The 24423-nt window shown below is 71.5% G+C and carries 17 protein-coding genes; 7 read left to right on the forward strand and 10 right to left on the reverse strand.

Annotated features, from left to right (window positions below; genetic code table 11):
* Nucleotides 1-24 precede the first annotated feature (24 nt).
* The 3 genes from AIF0345_RS05060 to AIF0345_RS05070 are packed head-to-tail and all read right to left on the reverse strand — an operon-like array spanning nt 25 to nt 4804.
* Nucleotides 25-657 carry a sugar O-acetyltransferase gene (locus AIF0345_RS05060; protein WP_268916597.1) on the reverse strand — a complete coding sequence of 211 codons (633 nt, stop codon included), beginning with the start codon at nt 655-657 and terminating at the stop codon, nt 25-27.
* Nucleotides 654-3134 (reverse strand): glycoside hydrolase family 3 C-terminal domain-containing protein, encoded by a 2481-nt coding sequence (locus AIF0345_RS05065; protein WP_285297509.1) that lies wholly within the window; start codon nt 3132-3134, stop codon nt 654-656. The genes AIF0345_RS05060 and AIF0345_RS05065 overlap by 4 nt, the downstream gene beginning before the upstream one ends.
* Nucleotides 3131-4804 carry an MDR family MFS transporter gene (locus tag AIF0345_RS05070; protein WP_268916599.1) on the reverse strand — a complete coding sequence of 558 codons (1674 nt, stop codon included), beginning with the start codon at nt 4802-4804 and terminating at the stop codon, nt 3131-3133. The genes AIF0345_RS05065 and AIF0345_RS05070 overlap by 4 nt, the downstream gene beginning before the upstream one ends.
* A gap of 248 nt (nt 4805-5052) precedes the next feature.
* Here AIF0345_RS05070 and AIF0345_RS05075 point away from each other — a divergent pair, with 248 nt between their 5' ends.
* The 3 genes from AIF0345_RS05075 (at nt 5053) to AIF0345_RS05085 (ending at nt 8429) form a co-directional block, all read left to right on the forward strand.
* On the forward strand, nt 5053-6339 hold the full coding sequence (locus AIF0345_RS05075; RefSeq protein ID WP_268916600.1) for an ABC transporter substrate-binding protein: 1287 nt from the start codon (nt 5053-5055) through the stop codon (nt 6337-6339).
* Between the two features lie 147 nt (nt 6340-6486).
* Entirely contained in the window at nt 6487-7551 is a 1065-nt protein-coding gene (locus AIF0345_RS05080) for a carbohydrate ABC transporter permease (RefSeq protein ID WP_273168776.1), read from the forward strand.
* Nucleotides 7548-8429 (forward strand): carbohydrate ABC transporter permease, encoded by an 882-nt coding sequence (locus AIF0345_RS05085; RefSeq protein ID WP_268916602.1) that lies wholly within the window; start codon nt 7548-7550, stop codon nt 8427-8429. Before AIF0345_RS05080 ends, AIF0345_RS05085 begins: the two co-directional genes overlap by 4 nt.
* An 18-nt stretch (nt 8430-8447) precedes the next feature.
* On the opposite strand, the gene AIF0345_RS05090 is transcribed toward AIF0345_RS05085, so the two are convergent.
* The 3 genes from AIF0345_RS05090 to AIF0345_RS05100 all read right to left on the reverse strand — a co-directional run bounded on the left by AIF0345_RS05090 (nt 8448) and on the right by AIF0345_RS05100 (nt 13179).
* Nucleotides 8448-9293: an SDR family oxidoreductase gene (locus AIF0345_RS05090; RefSeq protein WP_285297510.1), complete on the reverse strand. Its 846-nt coding sequence runs from the start codon at nt 9291-9293 to the stop codon at nt 8448-8450.
* A 54-nt stretch (nt 9294-9347) separates the two neighbouring features.
* The gene (locus AIF0345_RS05095; RefSeq protein ID WP_285297511.1) at nt 9348-11873 is read right to left on the reverse strand and encodes a glycoside hydrolase family 31 protein; all 2526 of its coding nucleotides are present in this window, start codon (nt 11871-11873) and stop codon (nt 9348-9350) included.
* Nucleotides 11874-12009: 136 nt separating this feature from the next.
* Nucleotides 12010-13179 (reverse strand): ROK family transcriptional regulator, encoded by a 1170-nt coding sequence (locus AIF0345_RS05100; RefSeq protein WP_285297512.1) that lies wholly within the window; start codon nt 13177-13179, stop codon nt 12010-12012.
* A gap of 128 nt (nt 13180-13307) precedes the next feature.
* Between AIF0345_RS05100 and AIF0345_RS05105 the strand changes: the two genes are divergently transcribed.
* A complete protein-coding gene (locus tag AIF0345_RS05105; RefSeq protein WP_285297513.1) occupies nt 13308-15164 on the forward strand; it encodes an alpha-glucosidase in 1857 nt (618 codons plus the stop codon).
* A 392-nt stretch (nt 15165-15556) separates the two neighbouring features.
* Here the strand turns inward: AIF0345_RS05105 and AIF0345_RS05110 are convergent, their stop codons facing one another.
* The 4 genes from AIF0345_RS05110 to AIF0345_RS05120 all read right to left on the reverse strand — a co-directional run bounded on the left by AIF0345_RS05110 (nt 15557) and on the right by AIF0345_RS05120 (nt 18939).
* Nucleotides 15557-16174, reverse strand: a complete 618-nt coding sequence (locus AIF0345_RS05110) for an Imm5 family immunity protein (protein WP_285297514.1) — start codon at nt 16172-16174, stop codon at nt 15557-15559.
* 176 nt (nt 16175-16350) lie between these two features.
* The gene (locus AIF0345_RS05115) at nt 16351-16965 is read right to left on the reverse strand and encodes an Imm5 family immunity protein (protein ID WP_285297515.1); all 615 of its coding nucleotides are present in this window, start codon (nt 16963-16965) and stop codon (nt 16351-16353) included.
* A gap of 142 nt (nt 16966-17107) precedes the next feature.
* Nucleotides 17108-17443, reverse strand: a complete 336-nt coding sequence (locus AIF0345_RS16840; protein ID WP_449701838.1) for a hypothetical protein — start codon at nt 17441-17443, stop codon at nt 17108-17110.
* A gap of 185 nt (nt 17444-17628) precedes the next feature.
* Entirely contained in the window at nt 17629-18939 is a 1311-nt protein-coding gene (locus AIF0345_RS05120) for a chloride channel protein (RefSeq protein WP_285297516.1), read from the reverse strand.
* 216 nt (nt 18940-19155) lie between these two features.
* Here AIF0345_RS05120 and AIF0345_RS05125 point away from each other — a divergent pair, with 216 nt between their 5' ends.
* From AIF0345_RS05125 to AIF0345_RS05135, 3 genes are all read left to right on the forward strand, one after another.
* Nucleotides 19156-20415, forward strand: a complete 1260-nt coding sequence (locus tag AIF0345_RS05125; protein ID WP_285297517.1) for an MFS transporter — start codon at nt 19156-19158, stop codon at nt 20413-20415.
* A 187-nt stretch (nt 20416-20602) separates the two neighbouring features.
* On the forward strand, nt 20603-22336 hold the full coding sequence (locus AIF0345_RS05130; RefSeq protein WP_285297518.1) for an ABC transporter ATP-binding protein: 1734 nt from the start codon (nt 20603-20605) through the stop codon (nt 22334-22336).
* A complete protein-coding gene (locus tag AIF0345_RS05135) occupies nt 22333-24402 on the forward strand; it encodes an ABC transporter ATP-binding protein (RefSeq protein ID WP_285297519.1) in 2070 nt (689 codons plus the stop codon). Before AIF0345_RS05130 ends, AIF0345_RS05135 begins: the two co-directional genes overlap by 4 nt.
* The last annotated feature ends 21 nt before the right edge of the window (nt 24403-24423 follow it).

Consider the following 24423-nt stretch of genomic DNA (forward strand, 5'->3'; position numbering starts at 1 on the left):
TGCGGAGCTGGACCGATCTCGGCGTCAGTGGCGGGGGCCGAAGGTCGAGTCGTCCAGGGTGCGGACGACGCGCGCCGGGCTGCCCACCGCCAGGGAGCGCGCCGGGATGTCCCGGGTCACCACCGAGCCCGCGCCGATGACGCAGCTTTCGCCGATCCGCACCCCCGGGCACACGATGACGCCCCCGCCGAGCCACACATTGTCCTCGATGACGATCGGGTCGGCGCTCTCCAGCCCGACCCGCCGCGGCGTCGGCTCCAGGGGGTGGACTGGGGTGAGCAGCTGGACGCCGGGGCCGATCTGGCAGTGCGCGCCAATGGTGATGGGGGCGACGTCCAGGGCCACCAGCCCGTAGTTGGCGAAGGTGCCCTTGCCGACGGCGATGTTCTCCCCGTAGTCCACGCGCACCGGCGGCAGCAGACGGGCGCCCGGCGCGAGGTGGGGCAGGGCGGCGCGCAGGTGCTCCTCGGCGTCGTCCTCGCCCATGGCGAAGGCGCGCTCGTAGAGGTGGAGCTCGCGGCGGGCGCGGGCGGCGATCCGGGCGTTGTCCGGGTCGTCGGAGACGTACCAGTCGCCGGCGAGCATGCGCTCGCGGTTGGTACGCGCGTCCCCGGCGAAGTAGGGCCGGGCCTGGGCGAAGGGGGTCTCCTCGGTCATGAGCGCGAGCCTACCGGCCCGGTCGCCGGCCCCATCGGAGCCGGCCCCGCCAGGGCCCGGGTGGTCAGCGCCATGCGCAGCACATTGCGTCCCGTGCGCTGGAGCTCGCCCAGAGTCAGGTGCTCGCCGGAGCCGTCGTCGGGGTCGTAGCAGGCCAGGACGGCGTCGTCGTGCCCCTCGGCCCGGGTGCTGGTGTACGTGCGCCCGCCGGGCATGAGGACGTCGACCTGCGCGCGCACGCGCGTGGCGGAGTCGGCGAGAGAGGCGAAGAGCGGGTCGGGGGCGTAGCGCATCCACCAGTCGGTGATGACCAGGCCCCTATAGCCCCACTCCCCGCGCAGGATCGTGGTGGCCAGGTCGTAGCTGTAGTGGGCCCACTGCCCGTTGATCTTGTTGTAGCTGGTCATGATCGTGCGGGGGCGGGCCCGCTCCACGCAGATGCGGAAGCCCCGCAGGTAGATCTCGCGCAGGGCCCGCTGGGACACGCGCGAGTCGTTGACCCACCGCTGAGTCTCCTGGTTGTTGCAGGCCAGGTGCTTGGGGCAGGCGGACGCGCCCCGCGACTGGATGCCGCGCACGTAGGCGGCCGCCGTCAGGCCCGTCAGCAGCGGGTCCTCGGAGTAGTACTCGAAGCTGCGCCCGCACAGCGGGTCGCGGTGGATGTTCATGCCGGGGGCGAGCAGGACGTCGGAGCCCTTGCGGAGCATCTCCTCGGCGTGGAGGCCCTCGAGCTCCTCGACCAGGGCCGGGTCCCAGGCGGAGGCGAGCGCCGTGCCGCACGGCAGCAGGGAGGCGAAGGCCGACACCCGGATGCCCGACGGCCCGTCGGTGGTGATGACCGGCGGCACGCCCAGAGCGCGCAGACCCTCGGTCAGGCCCCCGAAGGCGCCGGCGTTGCCGGGCGCCCCCAGCGGGGAATTCATCTCAATGTCGCCGTAGGCCAGCTGGGCGAGGTCCTGCGCGCTCAGACGGGCCACGACGTCGTCCAGGTCCGCCCTGCCGGCGGCCACGTCCCGCAGGGTGGGGCCGGTCCCGCTCCCGCCGGGGCCCGCGGCCCCGGCGGGGCCGACCGGTTCGGGCAGGCGGGAGACGATGCGCTCGCGCAGGTCGACTGTGGCCGTGGGCACCGGCTCCCAGCCGACGACGACGCCCCCGTCCCGCCCGCGCACCGGCGTCATGCGGTCGAAGGGATGGTCGGGGGAGGGGGCGAGCGCCTCCTCGAGCTGCTCGAGGACCTCGGCGGCCCCGACGTCGACGGCGCCCGCCGCGGCGGTGTCCCGCACGGACAGCCCCACGTGGAGCGGGTGCGCGCCCGCCTCGAGCACCCAGGCGTTGCGGTGCCCGGTGGCCCCGGAGTCGTCGAAGGAGGCCAGGCGCTCCACGGGGAAGGACAGGTCGAGCTCCTGGGTGCCGCCGGGAGCGAGCTCGGCGGTGCGGGCGAAGGCGACGAGCCCGCGTGCCGGCGAGGCCAGCGCGCCGCGCGAGGCCGGGGCGGCGTAGACCTGGACGACCGTCGAGCCCGCCCTCCCCCCGGTGTTGGTCGCCGACGCCGTCAGGCGCACGACGTCCCCCTCGCGCACGGGGGCGCCGGGCGCCACCGCGAAGGTCGTGTAGCCCAGGCCGAATCCGAAGGGGAACTGGACGGCGTCCGGGGCGAAGGTCTCGAAGTAGCGGTAGCCGACGAAGACGTCCTCGGCGTAGTGGTTGGCCTCGGGGTCCCCGAAGTTCGCCGCCGAGGGGCAGTCCTCGTAGCGGCGGGCGATGGTGTCCGGCAGGCGCCCGCCGGGCTCGACGGCGCCGCGCAGCACGTCGGCGACGGCGCGGGCCCCTTCCATCCCGCCCGGCCAGGCGAGCAGGAGTGCGCTCGCGCCCAGCTCTTCGGCCCAGGACAGGTCCATGACGTTGCCGGAGTCGACAATGACGACCGTGCGCTCGAAGCGGGCGGCCACCCGCTCCAGCAGGCGCCGCTCGGGCGCGGTCAGGTAGTAGGAGCCGGGCTCCAGGACGTTCTCCCGGTCCTCGCCGGCCGCGCGGCCGATGACGACGACGGCGACGTCGGCGCGGGCCGCGGCCGCCTCCACGGCCGCCTCGTCCAGCTCCATCTCGGGGTGGGAGCGCGGCCACTTCCCCCACTCCGGGGCGCCGACTGCCTGGGAGGCGCACCAGCTGCGGTAGGTCTCAGCGAGCCCGGAGTCGACGGCGACGCCCGCCTCGACCAGCGAGTCGAGCAGGTTGGTGGTGTAGGGGGCGTTGACGTCCCCGCCCGAGCCGTACCCGACGGCGAACCAGTCGATCTGGACGCGCCCGAAGACGGCGACGCGGGCCGCCGGGTCCAGCGGCAGGACGCCGTCGTTGGCGAGCAGGACCGTGCCGCGGGCGGCCGCCGCGGCGGCCAGACGGGCCAGGCGGGGGTCGACCCGCCGGTCGTCGTCGGCGCTGGCGCTGGTGAGTCCCTGGGCGACCTCGCTGGTGGTCATTGTCCGGCCTCTTCCTCGAAGCGTGCGGTGGCGCCACCAGCATAATCGTCCGAGTGGTCGGCGACCAGGGCGTCGGTCGCGGCGAGCTCCTCCTCGAGCTGCTCCAGGCCGGTCCGCGTCGACAGGGGCAGGGGGCGGAACAGCGCGGCGACGGCGGCGGCCGTGATCAGTACCGGGGCCAGCCCCAGCAGCACCGGCGCCAGCGCATGGGCGTAGGCCAGGTGCACGGCGTCGGCCGTGACCGGGTCCAGCGCTCGCACGGCCTCGGGCGTCACCGTGGACACGCCCTCCTCGTCGAACCCGACCAGCGCCAGGGCGGCCGTCAGCCGGGAGGTGAACAGGACCCCGATGATGGAGTTGCCCAGCGAGACGCCGATCTCCCGGAAGAAGTTGTTCGTGCTGGTGGCGGTGCCCAGCATGGAGGCCGGCAGGGCGTTCTGGATGATCAGGACGCTGAGCTGGAGGAACATGCCGATGCCGAGCTGGAGGACGAACATGCCCGCGCTGATCCACCACACCGGCGCGGTGGGCGGCACCAGGCCGAGGACGACCATGCCCGTCGCGCCCAGCAGCGAGCCGAGGACCGGGAAGACCTTGTACCGCCCCGTGCGGGTGACCAGGGCGCCGGAGACCATGGAGCCGATGAACATGCCGGCGCTGCCGGGCACGAGCAGCAGCCCGGACGCCGTCGCCGAGACCCCGTAGACCATCTGCAAGTAGGTCGGCAGGTAGCCGTTGATGCCGAACAGGCAGGCGCACATGAGCACCGCCACGACGGTGGCCACGACGAAGGTGTGGTCGGTCAGGATCCTCGGCGGAAGGATGGGGTCGGCCGCGCGCCGCTCGACCGGCACCAGGGCCGCCCAGGATGCGGCGGTGACGGCACCCAGGCCGATTATGACCGGGCTGGACCAGGCGTAGGTGGTGCCGCCCCAGGTGGCGATGAGCACGATGCCGGTTGAGCCGGTGGCGCTGAGCGTCAGGCCCGCCCAGTCGACGGTGAAGGCGCGCTCGCGTCGGGGCAGGCGCAGGGCGGCGGCGACGGCGATCCACGCGAAGACCCCGAAGGGCAGGAAGAACCAGAACACCCAGCGCCAGCCGAAGGAGTCGGTGAGCCAGCCGCCCAGCAGGGGGCCGAGGATCGCGGCGACGCCGAACATGGCCCCCAGGGGCGCCATGTAGGTGCCGCGCACGCGCGGCGGGATGAGGTCGCCGGTGATGGCCTGGGAGGAGATCATCAGGGCGCCGCCGCCCAGGCCCTGGATGAAGCGCGCGGCCACGAACAGCAGCATGGACGGCGCGAAGCCGCACAGCACCGAGCCGCCGATGAACAGGACGATGCCGGTCAGGTACAGGGGCTTACGGCCGACGACGTCGCCGAGCTTGCCGGTGACGGGCATGGCCAGCGTCTGGGCGATGGTGTAGGCGGTGATCGCCCAGGACATGTGGGCCACCCCGCCGAGGTCCCCGATGATCGTGGGCAGCGCGGTGGCGACGACCGTGTGGTACATGGCCGTGAGGAAGACGACCATCATGAGGCACACGTAGACGACCCAGAACCGGCGGTCGGGCCGGAAGGTCATGCTCTCGATCGACCCGGCGCCGGGCGGGGCGCCGCTCGGGCCGGTCGTGCCCACCCGCGGGGCGGGCTCACGTGCTGGGGTGCTCATCGGTTCTCCTCGGGGTGCGCCGGTCCATTCTGCCAAATGGTCGGTTCGGGGGGGGCGGGCAAGCCGGGCCGGTCGGGCCGGAATATGACGGGGCGGAAGATAACGAATTGATAACGGTACGGATGATCGGGCGCCTGCCCGACGCCCTCCGGCCTAACGTTGCCCTCGACACCTCGTCCGACTGCGGATCTCCCCACCACCACCCGTCCGTCATGCGCGTTTACAGCGTTTCAAGGAGGAAACTACAGATGACTGCTTCGCTTCCACGGCGTCGGTTCATCCAGGGCTCCGCCCTGGCCGCGGCTCTCGGCGCCGCCGCAGCCTGCTCGAATGGCCGGGGGGGTGACACCACTGCTGACTTCTCCGGCACGGGCCCGATCACCTGGGTCCAGGGCAAGGACAACTCCGACGGCAAGGTGCAGGAGCGCATCGACGCGTGGAACGCCGACAACCCGGACGAGCAGGTCACCCTCATTGAGCTCTCCGCCGAGGCGGATCAGCAGCGCCAGTCCCTTATCAACAACGCCCAGACCCAGTCCGATGCCTACGACGTCATCTCCGTAGACAATGTCTGGGTGGCGGAGTTCGCGGCCAACCAGTGGATCCTCGAGCTGCCCATCGACGAGCTCAAGAACGACGACATTATTGAGTCGGTGTGGAGCACCGGCATCTACCGCGACAAGCTCTTCGCGGTGCCCTTCGTGACCGACTCCCCGATCATGTTCTACCGCAAGGACTTCCTTGCCGAGGCGGGCGTCAAGGTGCCCACCACCTGGGACGAGGTCAAGTCCGCCATCGACGCCGTGCGCAAGGTCTCCGGCCATGAGAGCATCGGCGGCTTCGGCGGCCAGTTCGCCAAGTACGAGGGCCTGACGTGCTGCTCCTCGGAGTTCATCCACACCGCCGGCGGCGCCTTCTACGACGACTCCAACGCCGTCACCATTAACTCCCCCGAGGCCGTCAAGGGTCTGCAGAACCTCATGGACGGCTTCAAGGACGGCTACATTCCCACGAAGGCCCTGGAGTGGAAGGAGGAGGACGGCCGCAACGCCTTCGAGGCCGGCGAGCTGCTCTTCTACCGCCAGTGGCCCTATCAGTACGACAACAACCTCAAGGCTCTCGGCGAGGAGAAGTTCGGCGTCGCCGCGCTGCCGACCATTGACGGCAAGAGTTTCGTGCCCACCCTGGGCGGGCACAACTGCGGAATCTCGGCCTACTCGAAGAACAAGGCCACGGCGCTGAAGTTCGTCAAGTGGTGGATCTCCGAGGACTCCGAGCGCTACGCCCTCGAGACCCAGACCCTCGCCCCCATCCTCGGCTCCCTGTACGAGGACGCGGACCTGCTCAAGAAGTTCCCGTACCTGACCACTCTGCGCGCCTCCCTCGATGCCGCCAAGGGCCGGCCCAGAGAGGTCTCCTACGGCGACGTGACCGCGGCGATCCAGGACGCCATCTACCCGGCGATCCAGCAGAAGACCACGGCCCAGGACGCCATTACCGGTCTCGAGAGCGCCCTGAACAACATCCAGGGCTGAACGCCCGGCCCTCACCCCGGTGGCTCCGCCCCGCTCACGGGGCGGAGCCACCGGCGGCCGACCGGGACAGGCGTCCGCACCCGATGGCCGCCGGCGCGCGGTGAGGGCTGGCGAGAGCCAGTAAGAGCTTTGGTACGAGGGAAACCCATGAGCACAACGTCGTCGCACTCGCCGGGACTCGTGAACCGGCGGTCCAAGTCCAGCAGGGCTCAGTCTCGCCTGGCCTGGATACTCCTGACCCCCACGATCGTCGTCCTGACGGTCGTCATCATCATCCCCATCCTCCAGTCCCTGCAGCAGTCCCTGTACGGCAAGGCGGGCCTGGACGAGGAGACCGGCTTCGTCTCCAAGGTCGCCCCCTTCGTCGGCCTGAAGAACTACGCCGACATCTTCACCTCCGCGGGAGACCGCTTCTGGACCGCCGCCTGGAACACGACGCTCTTCGGCGTGGTCACCGTCGTCCTGGAGACGGTCCTGGGCGTCGCCATGGCGCTCATTATGCACAAGGCGATGCGCGGGCGCGGCTTCGTGCGCGCCGCCATCCTGGTGCCGTGGGCCATCCCCACCGCCGTCTCCGCCATCCTGTGGGGATGGATCTTCAACCAGAACGGCGTCGCCAACGCGATCCTCGGCCAGCCCATTATGTGGGCCTCGGGAAACGCCTCGGCCAAGACGGCGATCATTATCGCCGACGTGTGGAAGACCGCCCCCTACATCGGGCTGCTCACTCTCGCCGGGCTCCAGGTCATCCCGGACGAGGTCTACGAGGCCGCCAAGATCGACGGCGCGAACGCCTGGAGGCGCTTCACCAGCATCACCCTGCCGCTGGTCAAGCCCGCGCTCGCCGTCGCCGTCCTCTTCCGCGCCCTTGACGCCCTGCGCATGTTCGACCTGCCCTACATCCTCATCGGACCGCGCAAGGGCTCGGTGGAGACGATCTCCATGCTCGTCCAGGACGAGGCCTCCAACCTCCGGTACGGGTCGGCTGCCGCGTACGCCCTCATCCTCTTCCTGTACGTCTTCATCTTCGCCTTCGCCTTCGTCAAGATCACCGGCACCGACCTCGGCGCGAGCGTGGAGAGGAAGAGGAGGAAGGGCGGCAAGCTGCCCGCCACCGTCTTCCTGCCCAGGCGGCGCCCGAGAACGGCCGCCGAGGCCGCCTCCTCAGCCGCTCACCCCACCTATTCCTCCGACACCGGGAGCCAGTCATGAGTATCAAACCCGACTCCGCCCCGGCCGCCGTTGCGCGGAGCACCAGGAAGAAGACTCCGTGGTCCGGCGTCTGGGCGACCGTCGGCATCGGCTTCATCGTCATCTACTGCCTGGCGCCCTTCTACTGGATGATCGTCTCCTCCCTGAGGCCGGACCAGGAGATCTTCGAGAACAGCTGGTGGCCGCGCCACCCCTCCCTGGAGAACTACGAGGCCGTGTTCTCGGCCAAGAACAGCTTCGGTCAGGGGCTGGTCAACTCCCTGGTCGTGTCGGTCACCGTCACCATTGTGGCGCTGGCGGTCGCGACCTTCGCCTCCTACGCGCTGGCCCGCCTCGACTTCCGCGGCAAGGGCGCGCTGCTGCTCGTCGTGCTGGCCACGTCGATGTTCCCGCTGGTGGCGATCATCGTGCCGCTGCTGAAGAACTTCTCCGACTGGCAGTGGATCAACACCTATCAGGCGATGATCATCCCCGACCTGTCGTTCTCGCTGCCGCTGGCCGTGTGGAACCTGACCAGCTTCTTCAGGCAGATGCCCCAGGAGCTGGAGCAGTCGGCCATGGTCGATGGCTGCACCCCGGGCCAGGCCTTCCGCAAGGTCATCCTCCCGATCGCCGCGCCCGGAATCTTCACCACCGCCATCATTATCTTCATCGGCGCCTGGAACGAGTTCCTCGTCGCCGTCACAATGATCAACAATCCCGCCATGCAGCCAGCGACCGTGCTGCTGTCGAAGTTCACCGGAGCCTCGCAGTTCAACACGCCCTTCGGCTCGCAGATGGCTGCGGGCGTCATTATGACTCTGCCGCTGGTGATCATGGTGCTGCTCTTCCAGCGGCGCATTGTCGCCGGCCTGGCGGCCGGCGGGCTCAAGCAGTGATGCCGGCGCCCGGCCCGCTCAGCGCCGGAACCCGCCTTCAGCGCTGATCACCTGTCCGGTCACCCAGGAGGCCTCGTCGGTGAGCAGCCAGCAGATGAGGCGGGCGGCGTCGTAGGGCCGGGCCGTGCGCCCGCGCGGGAACCTGGCGTCAAGAGCGCGCAGCGTCTGGGCGTCCATGTAGCCGGTGTCCACCGGGCCGGGGTTGACCGTGTTGAGACGGATCCCGCGCCCGGCGAGCCCCGCGGCGAGCGAGGGGGTGATTCCGGCCAGGGCCGCCTTGGCGGTGCAGTAGGCGATTTCCTCGGGCATGGGGCCCAGGCCCTGCCCGGAGGTCATGAGCACGGCCGAGCCCGGCAGGGCCGGGGCGCCCTCCTCCGTCCCGTCCGGGTCGGTCTCATGACGATTGGCGAAGTGCTGGGCGTAGGCCTGCACGAGCAGCAGGGAGGCGCGCGCATCGACCGCCCAGTGGTGGTCGAGGTCGCCCGCGTCGATCTGCTCCAGGGCGCCGTCGTGCCCCGATGACGCCTGGTTGCACACGAGGGCGTCGACGCCGCCGAGGGCCCAGGCCGCATAGTCGATAACGACCCGCGGGATCTCGGGGTCGCGGAAGTCGGCCTCGATATCGACCAGCTGAGCCCCCTCGGTCAGGTGGCTGCGCACGGACTCGAGCGTCGCCTCCACGGAGTCGGCGCCCCAGGGCTGCTCGGCGTCGTGGGGGGAGAAGTGGTGGCACGCGAGCGAGGCGCCGAGGTCGGCGGCCCGGCAGGCGACGGCGTGGCCGATGCCCGCGCGCCGACTCACCCCGGTGACGACGACGGTGCGGCCGGCCAGCGGGCCGGCGGAGGAGGGCGTCGAAGTGCTCATGCCCTCATTGTGCCGTGCGCCCGCCCGGTGCCCCCGGGAGATCGCGCGGCGGTCTCAGGCGATTTCGGCGACGGCCGCCAGCACGTCGTCGGGAAGACCGGCCGCCCGCAGGCCCCCCAGGAGCGCCCCGCCCCGCGCCCCGGAGGTCACGACCCGCCACGCGGCGTCCTTGGCGTCGTAGGCGATCCGGGCGGGCTCGAGGATGGAGAGGACCTCCTCGGCCGGCGACGGCGGGGCGGTGCGCACCCCGGTGAGCGCCAGCTCGACGCCGTCGGCGGGGCGGACGACACCCAGGGCGACATCGGTGCCCGCACCCAGGGTGAAGCCGTCGGCCTCCCGGCGGGTGATCACCGGCTCCCGGCGCGCGCCGGCGGTTCTGCCGGCTCCGCTCACGCGTGCGCGCAGCCTCTCGCCGCCCGCGGACAGGAGGCGGACCGTGATCTCGCGCTCGGCGGGGACGACGCCGTCGGGCCCCTCCTGGGCGATCGTCAGGCGGGCCGTGGCGGAGCGCTCGTCCCAGACCAGCGAGAAGCGGGTGCGCACGACGGCGTCCGGCCCTGGGGCGGGCGAGCCGTCGTCCTCCTCCAGCACGAGCTCGCCGTCGGCGCCCGGAATGATGAGGACCGACAGGCGGCGGGGATTGTCCCCGGCGGCCTCGCCGACGTCCCCGGCGCCGACGACGATGCTCCCGGCGCGGGCCAGGACCGGCAGGCGGTCCAGGGTCCGGGAGACGGTGAGCGTCCGCCCGTCCTCGGCCGCCGCCTCGTAGCGCCGCCCGGTGGGCAGGTCGAACCAGGTGCCCCGGGGCAGCCACGCCCGCTCCTGGGCCAGGGCGCTGACCGGGTCGGCCTTGTGGACCATGGGCACGACGAGCAGGTCCCCGAAGAGGAACTCGGCGCGGTTGGAGTAGGCGCCCGCCGCCCGGGGCTCGTCGTGGTAGACGGGGCGCACCGGGGCGACGCCCTCGGTGTGGGCGCGGCGCGCCCAGGTGTACAGGTAGGGCACGAGGCGGTGGCGCAGCCGCAGGTGGGCCTCCATGGTGGCGCGGGCGTCGCGGCCGTACCGCCACGGTTCCTTGGAGCTGAACACCGAGCTCGTGGAGTGGAGGCGGTTGATGGGCGAGAAGCAGCCGAGCTGGACCCACCGGGCCGCCATCTCGTCGTCGTGGCGGCCGAGCATGTGCCCGCCGATGTCGTTGGACCACCAGTAGTAGCCGATGTTGGCGGCGGTGGCCGTGAACTCGGGCTGGAAGCGCAGGGAGTCCCAGGTGGTGATGGTGTCCCCGGAGAAGCCGACGGGCGTGCGGTGGCTGGAGGCGTCGGCGAAGCGGGAGAAGGTGACGGGGCGGCGGCGGTAGCGCTCCACCCGGCCGTCCGGCCCGGTGCGGGTGCGCTCTCGCCCGGAGTCCAGGTAGTGGACGTGGTTGAGCATCCACAGCGGGTCCAGGCCCGGGATGTCGGTGTCGCCGCCCTGCTGCCAGTCCAGCCACCAGAAGTCGACGCCGTCGTCCTCCAGAGGGTGGTGGGCGAGCTCCAGGTAGGCGTCGGTGAAGTCCTTGTCACCGATGTTGAAGGCGATGGCCTCGCCCGAGGCCGGGTCCCTGCCGAGCCGGCGCATCATGGGGGCGTAGGCGGCCTCGTGGCGGCGGACGCCGGCGGCGGGGTGGAGGTTGAGGGTCACCTGCATGCCGCGGGAGTGCAGGGCGTCCAGGAAGCGCCCGGGGTCGGGGAAGAGATCGGGGTCCCAGGTGTAGCCGGTCCACCCGTTGCCGATCGCCGGGTCGATGTCCACCAGGTGCCAGTCCATGTCGAGCACCGCTACCGAGAAGGGCAGCCCCTCGGCCGCGAAGCGGTCCATGAGGGCGAGGTAGGACTCCTCGGTGTAGCGGTGGTAGCGGCTCCACCAGTTGCCCAGGAGCGCCCGCGGGATCAGCGGAGTGGGGCCGGTCAGGCGGAAGAAGTCCCGCAGCGCCCGGCGGTAGTCCTGCCCGTAGCCGAACAGGTACAGGTCGTGGTCCGGGGAGGAGCCGTCCACGGGGCTCGCGCTCGGGCGCGGCCTGACCCACTGGTCCTCCTGGAGGAGCAGGGAGGCGGAGTCGTCGATGACGGCCAGTCCGGTCAAAGAGAGGATCCCGGGGCCCAGCCGCGCCCGGCCGTCGACGTCGTCCAGGGTGCGGCAGGTGCCGCCCAGGTTGGTCGGGAAGGTCTCGTCGGGGTCCCACTCGTCCCCGAACCGCCAGGTTCCGCCGTGCAGGTTGACAACGGCGGTGCGCATGGTCACGCTCAGCCCCGAGCGGGAGAACCCTCGCGAGGGCTGATAGGTCAGGTGGAGGTGCTCGGTGAGGATCTCCACGCGGTCCTCGCCGCGGCGCACGTCGAAGGCGGGGGCCTCGCCCAGGTCGCGGGAGACGACCAGCTGGGTGGCGGCGTCGGTGAACTTGCCCGACCCGGAGCTCTCCATGCGGATGAGCCGGTCGGTCAGGACGGTGAAGCGGGCGTGGTCGCCCACCCGGACGACCGCCTCCGGCCGGGCGGGCGCAGGACGGGGCTCCGCGGAGCCGGCGGAGAGAGGAGAGGGCATGGACGTCAACCTTTTCTGATCACGCGCCTGCCGCGAGGCGCCTCTGAGCGATGGGACGGACGGTGCAGACGATATGCCCGACGGGTGGTGACGGCTGTCCGACAGGGCCGACCGGCGGGCCGGTGGGGGCCGGGCTCTACAGGCGGCCCTCGGCCCGCGCCCTCAGTGCCAGGGCTGCGGCCCCCCGCGCCCAGCTGATGCGGTCGTGCTCGCGCACCACCATGTTGACGGGGGCCGCGCCGGGGCGTCTGGCCGACGCCACGCCGACCATGACCTGGTCCTCGAACAGGGCCGCGACCTCGGCGCGCTCGCCCGCCACCACGACGATGTCGGGCAGGGTGAAGGCGGCCGCCATGGCGATGAGGCGGCCAGTGCGCCGCGCATAGGACGAGCAGATCGCGACCGCGTCGGCCTCGCCACCTCTCGCCAGCTCCACGATCCCGGCCGCGGGCGTCGGGGGCCGGCCCAGCTCGGTCCATGCGCGCTCGATGATCGCGTTGGTCAGGCAGTCCGTCGCCGGGAGCGCGGCCGCCGGCCGGCCGCCGTCGGGGACCGGGATCTTGCCCATGAGACCGAGCTCGGCATCCGGCGTCGTAATGACCTCGCCGTGCGAGACCAGGCCGAAGCCGATGCCGGCGCCCACCGTGATCAGGGCCAGGCGGTCGTGCTCGCGCCCCGCCCCGAACCAGGCCTCCTGCAGGGTGATCGCCACCAGGTCGTTGCCGATGGTCGTCGGAATGCGCAGCCGCGCCTCGACGAGATCGGCCAGGGGGATCCGGTTCCAGCCCAGGAACACGGCGTCGACCACCGTGCGCCCCGCGGCGGTGGCCCCGCCCAGGCTCACTCCCGCGCAGGACGGGGCGGGGGCGCCCGGCCGGGAGCGCGTCAGCTCCTGCGCGGCGTCGGCCATCGCTGCGACGACGTCGGCAGGGGCGTGGTCGGGAAGCGCGCGGCGCGCCGTGGCCAGGACGCTCAGATGCAGGTCGGCGAGCACGGCGGTCAGGGCGTCGCCCGACAGGTTCACCCCGATCATGGTCTCCGCGTCGGCGCGCACCTCGAGGGGGGACTGGGGACGACCCGTGCTGGCCAGGCGCTCGGAGTGGGCGGTGAGGAGACCGGAGTCGATCAGCGGCGTGGTCAGTCGCGTGATCGAGCCGGGGGAGATGCCGACCAGCCTCATGATCTCGGGCCGGGTCATGCGCCCGTGGCGCAGCAGGGTCAGGACGATCGCCCGCTGGGTGTCGCTGAGCCCGGCCCACGGGCCGGGGTCGCGGGGGCCGGGGGGATGCGGTCGCGTGCCTGCCATGGCCGCATTGTGCCCGATGCGGCTCGGGCCGCCGCGTCGGGATCTGTCCCGTGCCGGCGTCGCACCCGCACACGGTACTGTCGTCGTCCTCGACGTGCCGCCCGTTCCCATCCCGTAGGGTCAGCACCATGAGCTACCCATCCCTCGTTCTCTCGTCCCGCCACGTCGGGGACGACGCCGACTGGTGGCGGCGCGCCGTCGTCTACCAGGTCTACCCGCGCTCCTTCCAGGACACCGATGCCGACGGTGTCGGCGACATCCCCGGCATCACCGCCCGCCTGGACCACCTCGACGCGCTCGGCGTCGACGTCGTGTGGCTGAGCCCCGTCTACCGCTCGCCGCAGGACGACAACGGCTACGACATCTCCGACTACGAGGACATCGACCCGCTCTTCGGGAGCCTGGCCGACCTCGACGCGCTCATCGCGGGACTTCACGCGCGCGGCATGCGCCTGGTGATGGACCTGGTGGTCAACCACACCAGCGACGAGCATGAGTGGTTCCGCGCCTCCCGCTCCTCCAGGGACGACGCCAGGCGCGACTGGTACATCTGGCGCCCCGCCCGCCGGGTCCCCGGACTGGAGCCCGGCCGGCCCGGCACCGAGCCCACGAACTGGGGCTCCTTCTTCTCCGGCTCCGCCTGGGCGTGGGACGAGGGCAGCGGCGAGTTCTACCTTCACCTGTTCTCCGCCAAGCAGCCCGACCTGAACTGGGAGAACGAGGACGTCCGCCGCGCCGTCTACGAGATGATGGGGCGGTGGCTGGACCGCGGCGTCGACGGCTTCCGCATGGACGTCATCAACTTCATCTCCAAGACCTACCCGCTGGCCGACGGCCTCAGGCGCGATGGCGACCTGTACGGCGACGGCGCCTCCCTGGTGGCCAACGGCCCCCGCATCCACGAGTTCCTCCACGAGATGAACGAGACGGTCTTCGCGCCGCGGGAGGGCCACATCCTCACCGTCGGGGAGATGCCGGGAGTCACCCTGGCCGAGGCGCCGCGCTACACCGACCCGGCGCGGGCCGAGCTCGACATGGTCTTCCAGTTCGAGCACGTGAGCCTGACCAGCGGCCCGGGCGGCAAGTTCGACCCCAGGCCCCTCGACCGCATCGTCCTGAAGAAGAACCTCGCCGCCTGGCAGGAGGCCCTCGCCCCTGCCACGGACGAGGCCGGACGTATCACCGAGGAGAGGGGATGGAACTCCAGCTACTGGGACAACCACGACCAGCCCCGCGCCGTCTCCCGGTACGGCGACGACGACCCCGCCTGGCGGGCGACCAGCGCCAAGACCCTCGCCTCGATCCTCCACATGCACCGCGGCACGCCCTACGTCTACCAGGGCGAGGAGATCGGCCAGACCAACACGGTCTTCAGCGGCATCGGCTCCTACCGGGACCTGGAGACCATCAACCACTACCACGAGCGGGTGGGCGCGGGCGACAACCCCCAGGCGGTGCTGGCGGGCCTGCCGGTCAACTCGCGCGACAACGCCCGCACCCCCGTCCAGTGGGACGCGGGCCCGCAGGCGGGCTTCACCACGGGCAGGCCGTGGATCGACGTGACTCCCAACTACACCGAGATCAACGCCGCGAGCCAGGTGGGCGAGCCGGGATCGGTCTTCGAGCACTACCGGGCCCTCATCGCCCTGCGGCACAGCGACGACGCCGTGGCGCTGGGCACCTTCCGTCTGCTCGACGCCGACGACGCGGGCTCCTGGACGATCCTGCGCGAGCTCGTGGGCGCCGACGGCGAGCGCGAGCAGCTCCTGCTGCTGGCCTCGTGCGCGCGCGAGGGCCTGGAGATGGGGGAGGGCTCTGCGCTGCGGCGCCGCCTCGCGGCCGAGGGGCTCGACCTGGGGGAGTGGGCCGACGCCGAGCGGGTGCTGGTCGCCTCGCTGCCGGCCGAGGGCGCCGGCGGCTCGGGGACGGGCGCGCCCGAGCGCCTGGCCGGCTGGGACTCGGTCATTCTGCGCCGCACCGTGTGACGCGGGCGCCCGGCGTCGTCGTGATCGGTCGTATTCCGGTTCGAGATCGGTCCGCTTCCGCGTCGCGATCGGTTCGGACCGGCGATACCGGGCGGCATCGGGCATGCGCCGTCGGGCCGGAAGGGCGCTGGCGGTCAGCGGCTGCCGGCCCGTCTTCCCTGAGGTGCCCCGGCCACCGCACCGGCATCCCAGGTAGGACAAATCTTATACAGTTCAAGGCCGCCGCACCCCACACGCCCATAAAAGGCCACTGATATGATACTGACAGCCGCCGACGGCGGATAGAGCGGCAGGCCAGATACGGACTGCCAGCACGCGCCTCCACCGCCTCGGCGAAAAGCCACCCCGACCCCGACAGAGAAGAACCGAGCCAGCCAGGCCCCACTAGCGGGTCAGCCGGCCAGCACCTGCGGGATCGCCACGTCCAGGTACCACCTCCAGAACGCCCGACGAGCCGGCACGTCGGTCTTCTCAATCGGCATCCAGTTCAGGGCGTGGGCTGCCGCTCCCGCGCAGCAGTAACTCGGCTCAAGGGTGTCTGGAAGCAGCTCATCGTCACTCTTCGCATCGTCTGAAATGGCACGTATGGGGTCGCGGAAGCAGGCTGAAATTGTTGTGCTGGATGCGGCGTCCGCAACGAGAACCGCAGACCTGATGACAAGGTCATGAACGTCCGCCAGTTCGTCACGCACGTGAACTATGAAGGAACCTGCGCGTCTATTTGCCTGTTTCGGGTCCGCCTGCTGGTCGATGAGCTCCTGTGCCAGGGTGAGCATCTCCTCGACCCTGCCGTCGCCGGGGAAGGCCCGGTCCCAGACATACCGTACATGGCGCACACAGGCCATCTTCAGCTCAATCTGGCGGCGGTATGAGGCCTCGTCGTCCTGGGGGTCCAGCATGGCCCTCCAGATCCGCGTGCGGGTCGCCAGTGACAGGATCGCCTTGTCGCTGGCGGCCAGCTCGGCCCGGCCGGCCTCGACCTGACGGCCCACTGCGTCCATGTCGATCATGCACCCTACTCTCCTCCACGCGCCGCACCCGGAGAAGCCCGACCGCCAACGGTGCTCATCTCGGCGGTCGGCCCGACCCAATGCGACGGCGGCTCAAGGATCCAGGCAGACGCCCGTGCTCACAGGAACCCTGTCGCCCCAGCCGTGATCCCTGCGGGCACTGCCCCCTGTGGGCGTCAGCCGGCCAGCACCTGCGGGATCGCCTCATCCAGGTACCACGTCCAAAACGCCCGACGAGCCGACACATCCGTCTCCTCAATCGACACCCAATTCAGAGAATTAGAGGATGCCCCCGAGCAGCTGTAACTGGTCTCGAGAGCATCCGGAAGCAGCTCATCATCATCCGTCGCGCTACTCGCGGTATCGTAGTAAGGGTTGCGACTACAGGCTGAAATAACCATATGGGAGGCTGCGTCGGCAACGAAGACTGCGGGCTGATATACGTCATTAAAATCATTCACTTCATCGAATACGTGAACGAGAAAACTATTTGCGAGCCTTTCCGCCCGGTCTGAGTCCACTTGCTGGTCAATGAGCTCCTGTGCCAGGGTGAGCATCTCTTCAACCCTGTTGTCTCCTGGGAAGGCGCTGTCCCAGAAGTGCTGAACGTGGCGTACGCAAGCCACCTGCAGCTCGATCCGGTGTCGGTATGAGGCCTCGTGGTCCTGGGGGTCCAGCATGGCCCTCCAGATCCGCGTGCGGGTCGCCAGCGACAGGATCGCCTTGCTGCTGGCGGCCAGCTCGGCCCGGCCGGCCTCGATCTCCCGGTTCACGACGTCCATGTCAATCATGACACCCTCCTCATCTGTTGCTCTCCAGCGCCATCCGATCCGAGCATAATATCGATCGGTTGCGTCATGATGTTGTTCAAGGCTTTACCACTGTGCCGTCGGGGTAGAATATCCATGTCCCGTCCGGGTCGGTGACGTACCATCATCTCCCCTCGTGCTGGGCGAGCCTGCTGAAGCAGCCCGGACAGTCATCGCAGAGCTCCTTCGCTACACCGATGGCCGGCTCCTTGGCCGTGATCGACTCCTGCCGCTCCGCGTGCGAGGCGTAGTACTGCCCATCAACCCCATGATCGCTTGCACCGGCGCGTTTGACGGGGTGGCCGATCTCCTCCTGCTTGGCGAGGACCTCGTCGACATTGGGCTTCTGGAAACCCGTCTTGGGACGCTTATTCTCGCTCCAGCCACTGGGAGTCTGATTATGGTCCGACGAAGTCGCCTTATCTTTATAGTCTTTGTTTTTTTTCCGATATTTGTCTATAGGTGTTTTGTGCGCGTTGTTGGGTTTCCTGGGAGCGTCTGGTCATCTTGGGGTCGGGGGTCTTGTCTCCGCCGGTTGGACTGCCGGGCGTGTCTCGGACAGCCCTGAAAGCGGTCTTTCAGGGCTGTCCGAGACACGCCCGGCAGTCCAGTCCGCGGCCGGAACTGAACCGATCTCGGTGCGGATTACGACCGATCTCGGCGAGGGAAGCGGGGGAGCGAGATGGGGGAGGAGGGCGGAGAGGTCAGCCGCCAGCAGGCCGCGACAATCACCGTCATGAGCGCCAGCACCCACGCTCCGGGGCGTGCGAGCTCCCACACGAACAGCGTGCCGAACACGGGGGCGCGCTGGGTGATGGCCAGCACCGCCCCGGCTCCCGCCAGCGCGAGCACCGGTACGCTCGCCTCCCAGCCCGCCAGGTGCGCCAGCCCCGCGACCGCGGCCCCCGCGCTGCCGCCCAGGGCGAAGGACGGCGCCAGCAGCCCGCCCGTGGCGCCCGCTCCCAGCGTCGCCCCGGTCAGCAGCGGCTTGAGCAGCACGACGCCCGCCAGGGCCGCCAGCGCCGCCCTCGTCGTCGGCGAGACCAGCGCCGCCTCCAGGGCGTCCCGGCCGTTGCCCGGCAGGACGGGCAGCCACAGCGACGCCGCACCCGTGAGCAGGCCCGCCGCGCCGATGCCCGCCGGCAGCGTCCAGCTGTCCGGGAGCCGGTGCGCCCTGAACCAGCCCCACAGCGTTCGCGCCCCCGCGCCCAGCACCAGAAACACCGGCACCGCCGTCAGCGCCACCACCACGGTGGCCGCCGCCGGCCCACCCACGGCGACGTCGAAGGTCGCACGGCCGCGGGAGTGCAGCCACGAGACGGCCGTCGCGATCAGGCTCACCGGCAGCGCCAGCCACACGCCGCGGCGCCGCGTCCCGGCCGCCATGGTGATCTCGACGGCGAAGGCGGTCCCGCCCATGGGCACGTTGTACATGGCCGCCAGGCCGGCGCCCGCCGCCGCGGCCACGAGCAGGGTAGTGGCGCCCGCCTCCAGGCCCAGCCACCGCGCGAGCCGGGCGGCGACCGCCCCCGCCATGAGGCGCGGCGCCCCCTCACGGCCCACGGAGTTGCCGGCGCCCACGGTGAGCACCTGCAGCACGCCGTCGGCGAACGGCCGCGCCAGCCCCATCCGCGCGGCGGCGGCTCCCGAGCCGTCGGCCACGACGTCCTCGACGCCGACCACGCCCCCGGTGGCGCGCTCCCACCACCACAGCGCCCCCGCCAGGGCGCCGCCGAGGGCGGGAGCGAGCACGCGCCGCCACGCCGGGGCGGCCGCGACCCGCTCGGGCAGCGCCCCCTCGCGCACCCCGTAGAAGAGCCACTCGAAGCCCTCGAGCAGGCAGGCCATGGCGATGCCCACGAGCCCCGCCGCCACGCCCGCCAGCACGACGGCGGCCAGCAGGCGCGCCGCCCGGCCCATGCGGCCGCGCGGCGGGGGAGGGGCGGGGGACGTCATCGGGGACGACGATATGACGTCACCGGACCGCGGCGCTCCCAGACCGGCCGGCGGAGCTCGGCCCCGTCCCGCCGGCGCCGACCGATGAGTAGATATCGCTGGTACCCTGGGCGGGCCCGCGCGCCCGGAGACCCGTGGAATCCCGCGCCGGGCCTCCCGGCTCCCCCCCCCAGCCCGCCGCCTTCCGGCTCCCGACCCACGACCGAGGCTCATCGCATGACCTTCGCCACCACGCGCCGCGCCGCCTACGCGAGCTTCATCGTGCAGGCGATCGTCAACAACCTGGCGGCACTGCTCTTCGTCGTCTTCCACACCCGGCTCGGCATCGACGTCGCCCGGCTCGGCCTGCTCGCCGGCCTCAACTTCCTCGTCCAGCTGCTGACCGACCTGGCCGCCGTCAAGGTCGTCGACCGCGTCGGCTACCGCGCGCCCATGGTGCTGGCCCACGTCCTGGCAGCGCTCGGCCTGGTCCTCATGGCCCTGCTCCCGCAGCTGCTCGCGGCGCCCTTCGCGGGCCTGTGCCTGGCCGCCGCCATCTACGCCGTCGGCGGCGGCCTCATCGAGGTCCTGGCGAGCCCCATCGTCGAGCACCTGCCCGCCGAGCCCGGACGCTCCAGGGAGGCGGGCATGGCCCTGCTCCACTCCTTCTACTGCTGGGGACAGCTGGGAGTGGTCGTGGTCTCCACCGGCCTGCTGGGCGCCCTCGGCCCGGGCGCCTGGTGGGTGCTGCCGCCGGCATGGGCGCTCGTCCCGGCTGTCAACGCCGCCCTCATGGCGCGCGCGCCCATGCCGGCCACCGTGCCCGACCACGAGCGGACATCCCTGAGAGGCCTCATGAGATCCCCGGTCTTCCTCCTCGTCCTGCTGCTCATGGCCGCCGGCGGCGCATCCGAGCTCACCATGAGCCAGTGGTCGAGCTTCTTCGCCCAGCGGGCCACCGGGGTGCCCAAGGCGGTGGGGGACCTGCTGGGCCCCGGCCTGTTCGCCCTGCTCATGGCCCTGGGGCGCACGGCCTACGGGATCCCAGGCCGTCGGGTCCGGGCGATCCCCCTGCGCGGCGCGCTCGCGGCCAGCGGCCTGGGCGCCGTCGTCTGCTACGTGGTGACGGCGTCGTCCCCGGCTCCCGCGGCCGGCCTGGGCGCCTGCGCGCTCACCGGCCTGTGCGTGGCCCTCATGTGGCCCGGCGCGACCTCGCTGGCCGCCGCCCGCTTCCCCGCAGGGGGCGGGGCCATGTTCGCCGTGCTGGCGCTGGCCGGGGACATCGGGGCCGCCGCCGGACCGTCCGCTGCCGGGGCGGTCGCCGCCGCCGCGGGCGCGGCACCCGACGGCGCGCTGAGCCGGCTCGCGGCGCACCTGCCGCCCGACGCCGGGACCGGGCTGCGGCCCGCCCTGCTCGTGTGCTGCCTCATCCCGGCCGTCTTCGCCGCCTGCGCCCTGCTCGCGCGGGGGCGCTCCCCCGACGGCGAGGGCCGGTAGGCGGAGCCCGGGAAGACGACTCGTCGGCCGGCGCTTGCACCCTGACGCGGCGTCAGGGGCTAGTATGCGGCGCGTCCCCGCGGTACCGCGGTCGTGGCCGGGCCCCGCTGCCGGGACCCGGCCCGCCGGGCCGGCCAACCGGCCCGGCCGCGGTCCCGCAGTCGCTCCCCCCGACCTCGGAAGTTCCATGCTCGTCAGTCTTCTGCGCACCCACCTGCGCCCCTACCGGATCCTGCTGGCGGGGGTCCTCCTCCTGCAGATCGTGCAGGTGCTGGCCTCCCTGTACTTGCCCAATCTCAACGCCGACATTATCGATGCGGGTGTCGCCCGGGGCGACACCGGCTACATCTGGCGCACCGGCGCCCTCATGCTCGGCGTGTCCGTGCTGCAGGGGGTCTGCACTGTGGCCGCGACCTGGCTGGCCGCCCGCTCGGCGCTGGGCATGGGACGCGACCTGCGCGCCCTCATCTTCCGCCGGGTCGGGGACTTCAGCGAGCGGGAGGTGTCGGTGTTCGGGGCCGGCTCCCTGATCACCCGCACTACCAACGACGTCCAGCAGATCCAGATGCTCGTGCTCACGGGCTGCACCATGCTGGTGACCGCGCCGCTGCTGGCAGTCGGCGGCGTCGTCATGGCGGTGACCCGCGCTCCCTCCCTGTCCTGGCTCATCGCGGTGGCCGTGCCCGTGCTCGTCCTCGTGGTTGGCCTGGCCGTGAGGCGCATGGTGCCGCTGTTCCGCGCCTTCCAGGAGCGGCTGGACTCCATCAACCGCGTGCTGCGCGAGCAGCTGACCGGGATCCGCGTCGTGCGGGCCTTCGTGCGCGAGACGGCCGAGACCGAGCGCTTCAAGAGGGCCAACTGGGACATCACCCGGGTCGGGGAGAGGGTCGGACAGCTGTTCGTCTTCCTGTTCCCGGCGACCATGCTGGTGCTGGACGCCACCATGGTCGGCGTCATCTGGTTCGGCGGCCACCAGGTCGAGGCGGGCCGGGTGGAGGTCGGCACGCTCGTGGCGTTCATGACCTACCTCATGCAGATCCTCATGGGCATCGTCATGGCCAGCTTCATGACCATGATGATCCCGCGCGCCGCGGTGTGCGCCGAGCGCATCAGCGAGGTCCTGGCCACCGACCCCTCCCTGGCCGCCCCCGCCGACGCCGTCTCGGACTTCCCCCGGCCGGGAGAGGTGGAGATGCGCGACGTCACCTTCGCCTACCCCGGCGCCGAGGAGCCCGTCCTGACGGAGATCTCCTTCACCGCCCGCCCCGGCCAGACCGTCGCCGTCGTCGGCTCCACCGGCTCGGGCAAGACGACCCTGGTCAACCTCATCCCCCGGCTCCTGGAGGCCTCCGCCGGGGCGGTGCTGGTCGGCGGCACCGACGTGCGCCGCGCCGAGCCCGAGACCCTGTGGTTCCAGCTCGCCCTGGTGCCCCAGAAGCCCTTCCTGTTCGCCGGCACCGTCGCCTCCAACCTGCGTCTGGGCCGTGAGGAGGCCACCGACGAGGAGCTGTGGGAGGCGCTGGAGGTGGCCCAGGCGCGCGACTTCGTGACCGAGATGGACGGCGGGCTGGAGACGCCCATCGCCCAGGGCGGCACCAACGTCTCCGGCGGGCAGCGCCAGCGGCTGGCCATCGCCCGCGCCCTCGTGCGCCGCCCGACGGTGCTCGTCTTCGATGACTCCTTCTCCGCCCTGGACGTGGCCACCGACGCCCGCCTGCGCGCGGCCCTGGGGCCGGCGACGGCCGGGGTCACCAAGATCGTCGTCGCCCAGCGCGTCTCGACGATCACCGGGGCCGACCTCATCCTCGTCCTGGACGAGGGCAGGCTCGCCGCCAGGGGCGCGCACGAGGAGCTGCTGGCCACCAGCAGGACCTACCGCGAGATCGTCACCTCCCAGCTCGGAAGCGAGGCCGCCGCATGAGCACCGCCGACTCCGCCGCCCCTGCAGACCCCGGCGCCGCCGGCCCCGCCGTCGAGGGCCTCAGCGAGGAGGACCTCGCGCTGGCCGCCGGCGCCCAGGCCGCCTCCGAGGACTGGAGCGCCGGCCCGCCTCCGGGCAGGGCCAGCGCCTTCTGGCCCTCCTTCACCCGGATGCTCGCCCTCCTGGCCCCCTACAGCCTCTCTCTGGTCGTGACCGCCCTCGCGTCCGTCGTCTCCGTCGTCCTGGCCGTGGCCGCCCCCAGGATCCTGGGGCGGGCCACCAATATCGTCTTCGAGGGCGCCATCAGCTCCCTGCTGCCGGAGGGGACGACCAAGGAGCAGGCGATCGAGGGCCTGATCGCCTCCGGCCACGGCGACATGGCCGACATGGTCCGCGCCATGGACCTCGTGCCCGGAGCGGGCATCGACTACGCCGCCCTGAGCCGCGTCCTGCTGATCGCCCTGGCGGTCTACATCGGCTCGGCCCTCCTGTCCTGGCTGGAGGGGTTCATCCTCAACCGCATGACGGTCAAGGCGATGTACCGGCTGCGCGCCGACGTGGAGGCCAAGATCCACCACCTGCCCCTGTCCTACTTCGACCGCGTCCAGCGCGGCGAGCTGCTCAGCCGCGTCACCAACGACATCGACAACATCACCAACACGCTCCAGCAGTCGCTGTCCGGCGCGCTGACCTCCGTCCTGACGGTGCTCGGGGTGCTGGCCATGATGCTGTCGATCTCCTGGAGGCTGACCCTGGTGGCACTCATCGTCCTGCCTCTCATGGCCGTCATCTTCGGCGTCATCGGGCCGCGCTCCCAGAGGGCCTTCACCGTGCAGTGGGCCAGGACCGGGCGGCTGAACGCGCGGGTCGAGGAGTCCTTCTCCGGGCACGCCCTGGTGCGCACCTACGGGCGCACGCAGGACTCGCGCGAGAGCTTCGACGCCGACAACGACGAGCTTTACCGCGCCGGCCTGCGCGCCCAGTTCCTGTCCGGCATTATGATGCCGATCATGCAGGTCGTCGGGAACCTGGCCTATGTCGCCATCGCGGTGGCCGGCGGGCTCATGGTCGCCGGCGGGTCCCTGCGCCTGGGGGATGTGCAGGCGTTCATCCAGTACTCCCAGCAGTTCTCCCAGCCCCTGGCCGAGCTCGGCGGCATGACCACCGCCGTCCAGTCCGGCACCGCCAGCGCCGAGCGCGTCTTCGAGCTGCTCGACGCCCAGGAGGAGCGGCCCGACGCCGAGGGCGAGGCCCCGCAGGGCGCGGCGGGCGGGGAGGCCCCCGCGGGCGCGCGGGGGGCCGGCGTGATCGAGATGGACCACGTCCGCTTCTCCTACGACCCCGAGGTCGAGCTCATCCGCGACCTGTCGCTGCGCGTCGAGCCCGGCCAGACCGTCGCCATCGTAGGACCCACGGGGGCGGGCAAGACCACCCTGGTCAACCTCCTGATGCGCTTCTACGAGATCGACTCCGGCCGTATCGCCCTCGACGGCGTGGACACCTCGGCCATGCGCAGGCGTGACGTGCGCGCCCGCACCGGCATGGTGCTGCAGGACCCGTGGCTCTTCCAGGGCACGATCCGCGAGAACATCCGCTACGGGCGCCCCGGCGCCTCGGACGAGGACGTTGAGGCGGCCGCGCGCGCCTGCTACGTCGACCACATTGTGCGGGCCCTGCCCGAGGGCTACGAGACGGTCCTGGAGGAGGACGCCGCCAATATCTCGGCGGGCGAGCGCCAGCTGCTCACCATCGCCCGGGCCTTCATCGCCGACCCCGCCGTCCTCATCCTGGACGAGGCCACCAGCTCGGTGGACACCCGCACCGAGCTGCTCGTGCAGCGGGCCATGGGGGCGCTGCGGGAAGGGCGGACGAGCTTCGTCATCGCCCACCGCCTGTCCACCATCCGCGACGCGGACACGATCCTGGTGATGGAGCACGGCGACATCGTCGAGCAGGGCGACCACGCCGAGCTGCTGGAGCGCGGCGGCGCCTACGCGCGCCTCCACGCCGCCCAGTTCGCCCGCGCCATGACCGAGCACGAGGCCCCGCCGGCTGGCCGGCGCTGAGAGGACGCGTCCGGGACCGAC

It is taken from the genome of Actinomyces israelii (genome assembly GCF_030253495.1).
GTDB classification, from domain to species: Bacteria; Actinomycetota; Actinomycetes; order Actinomycetales; family Actinomycetaceae; genus Actinomyces; species Actinomyces israelii.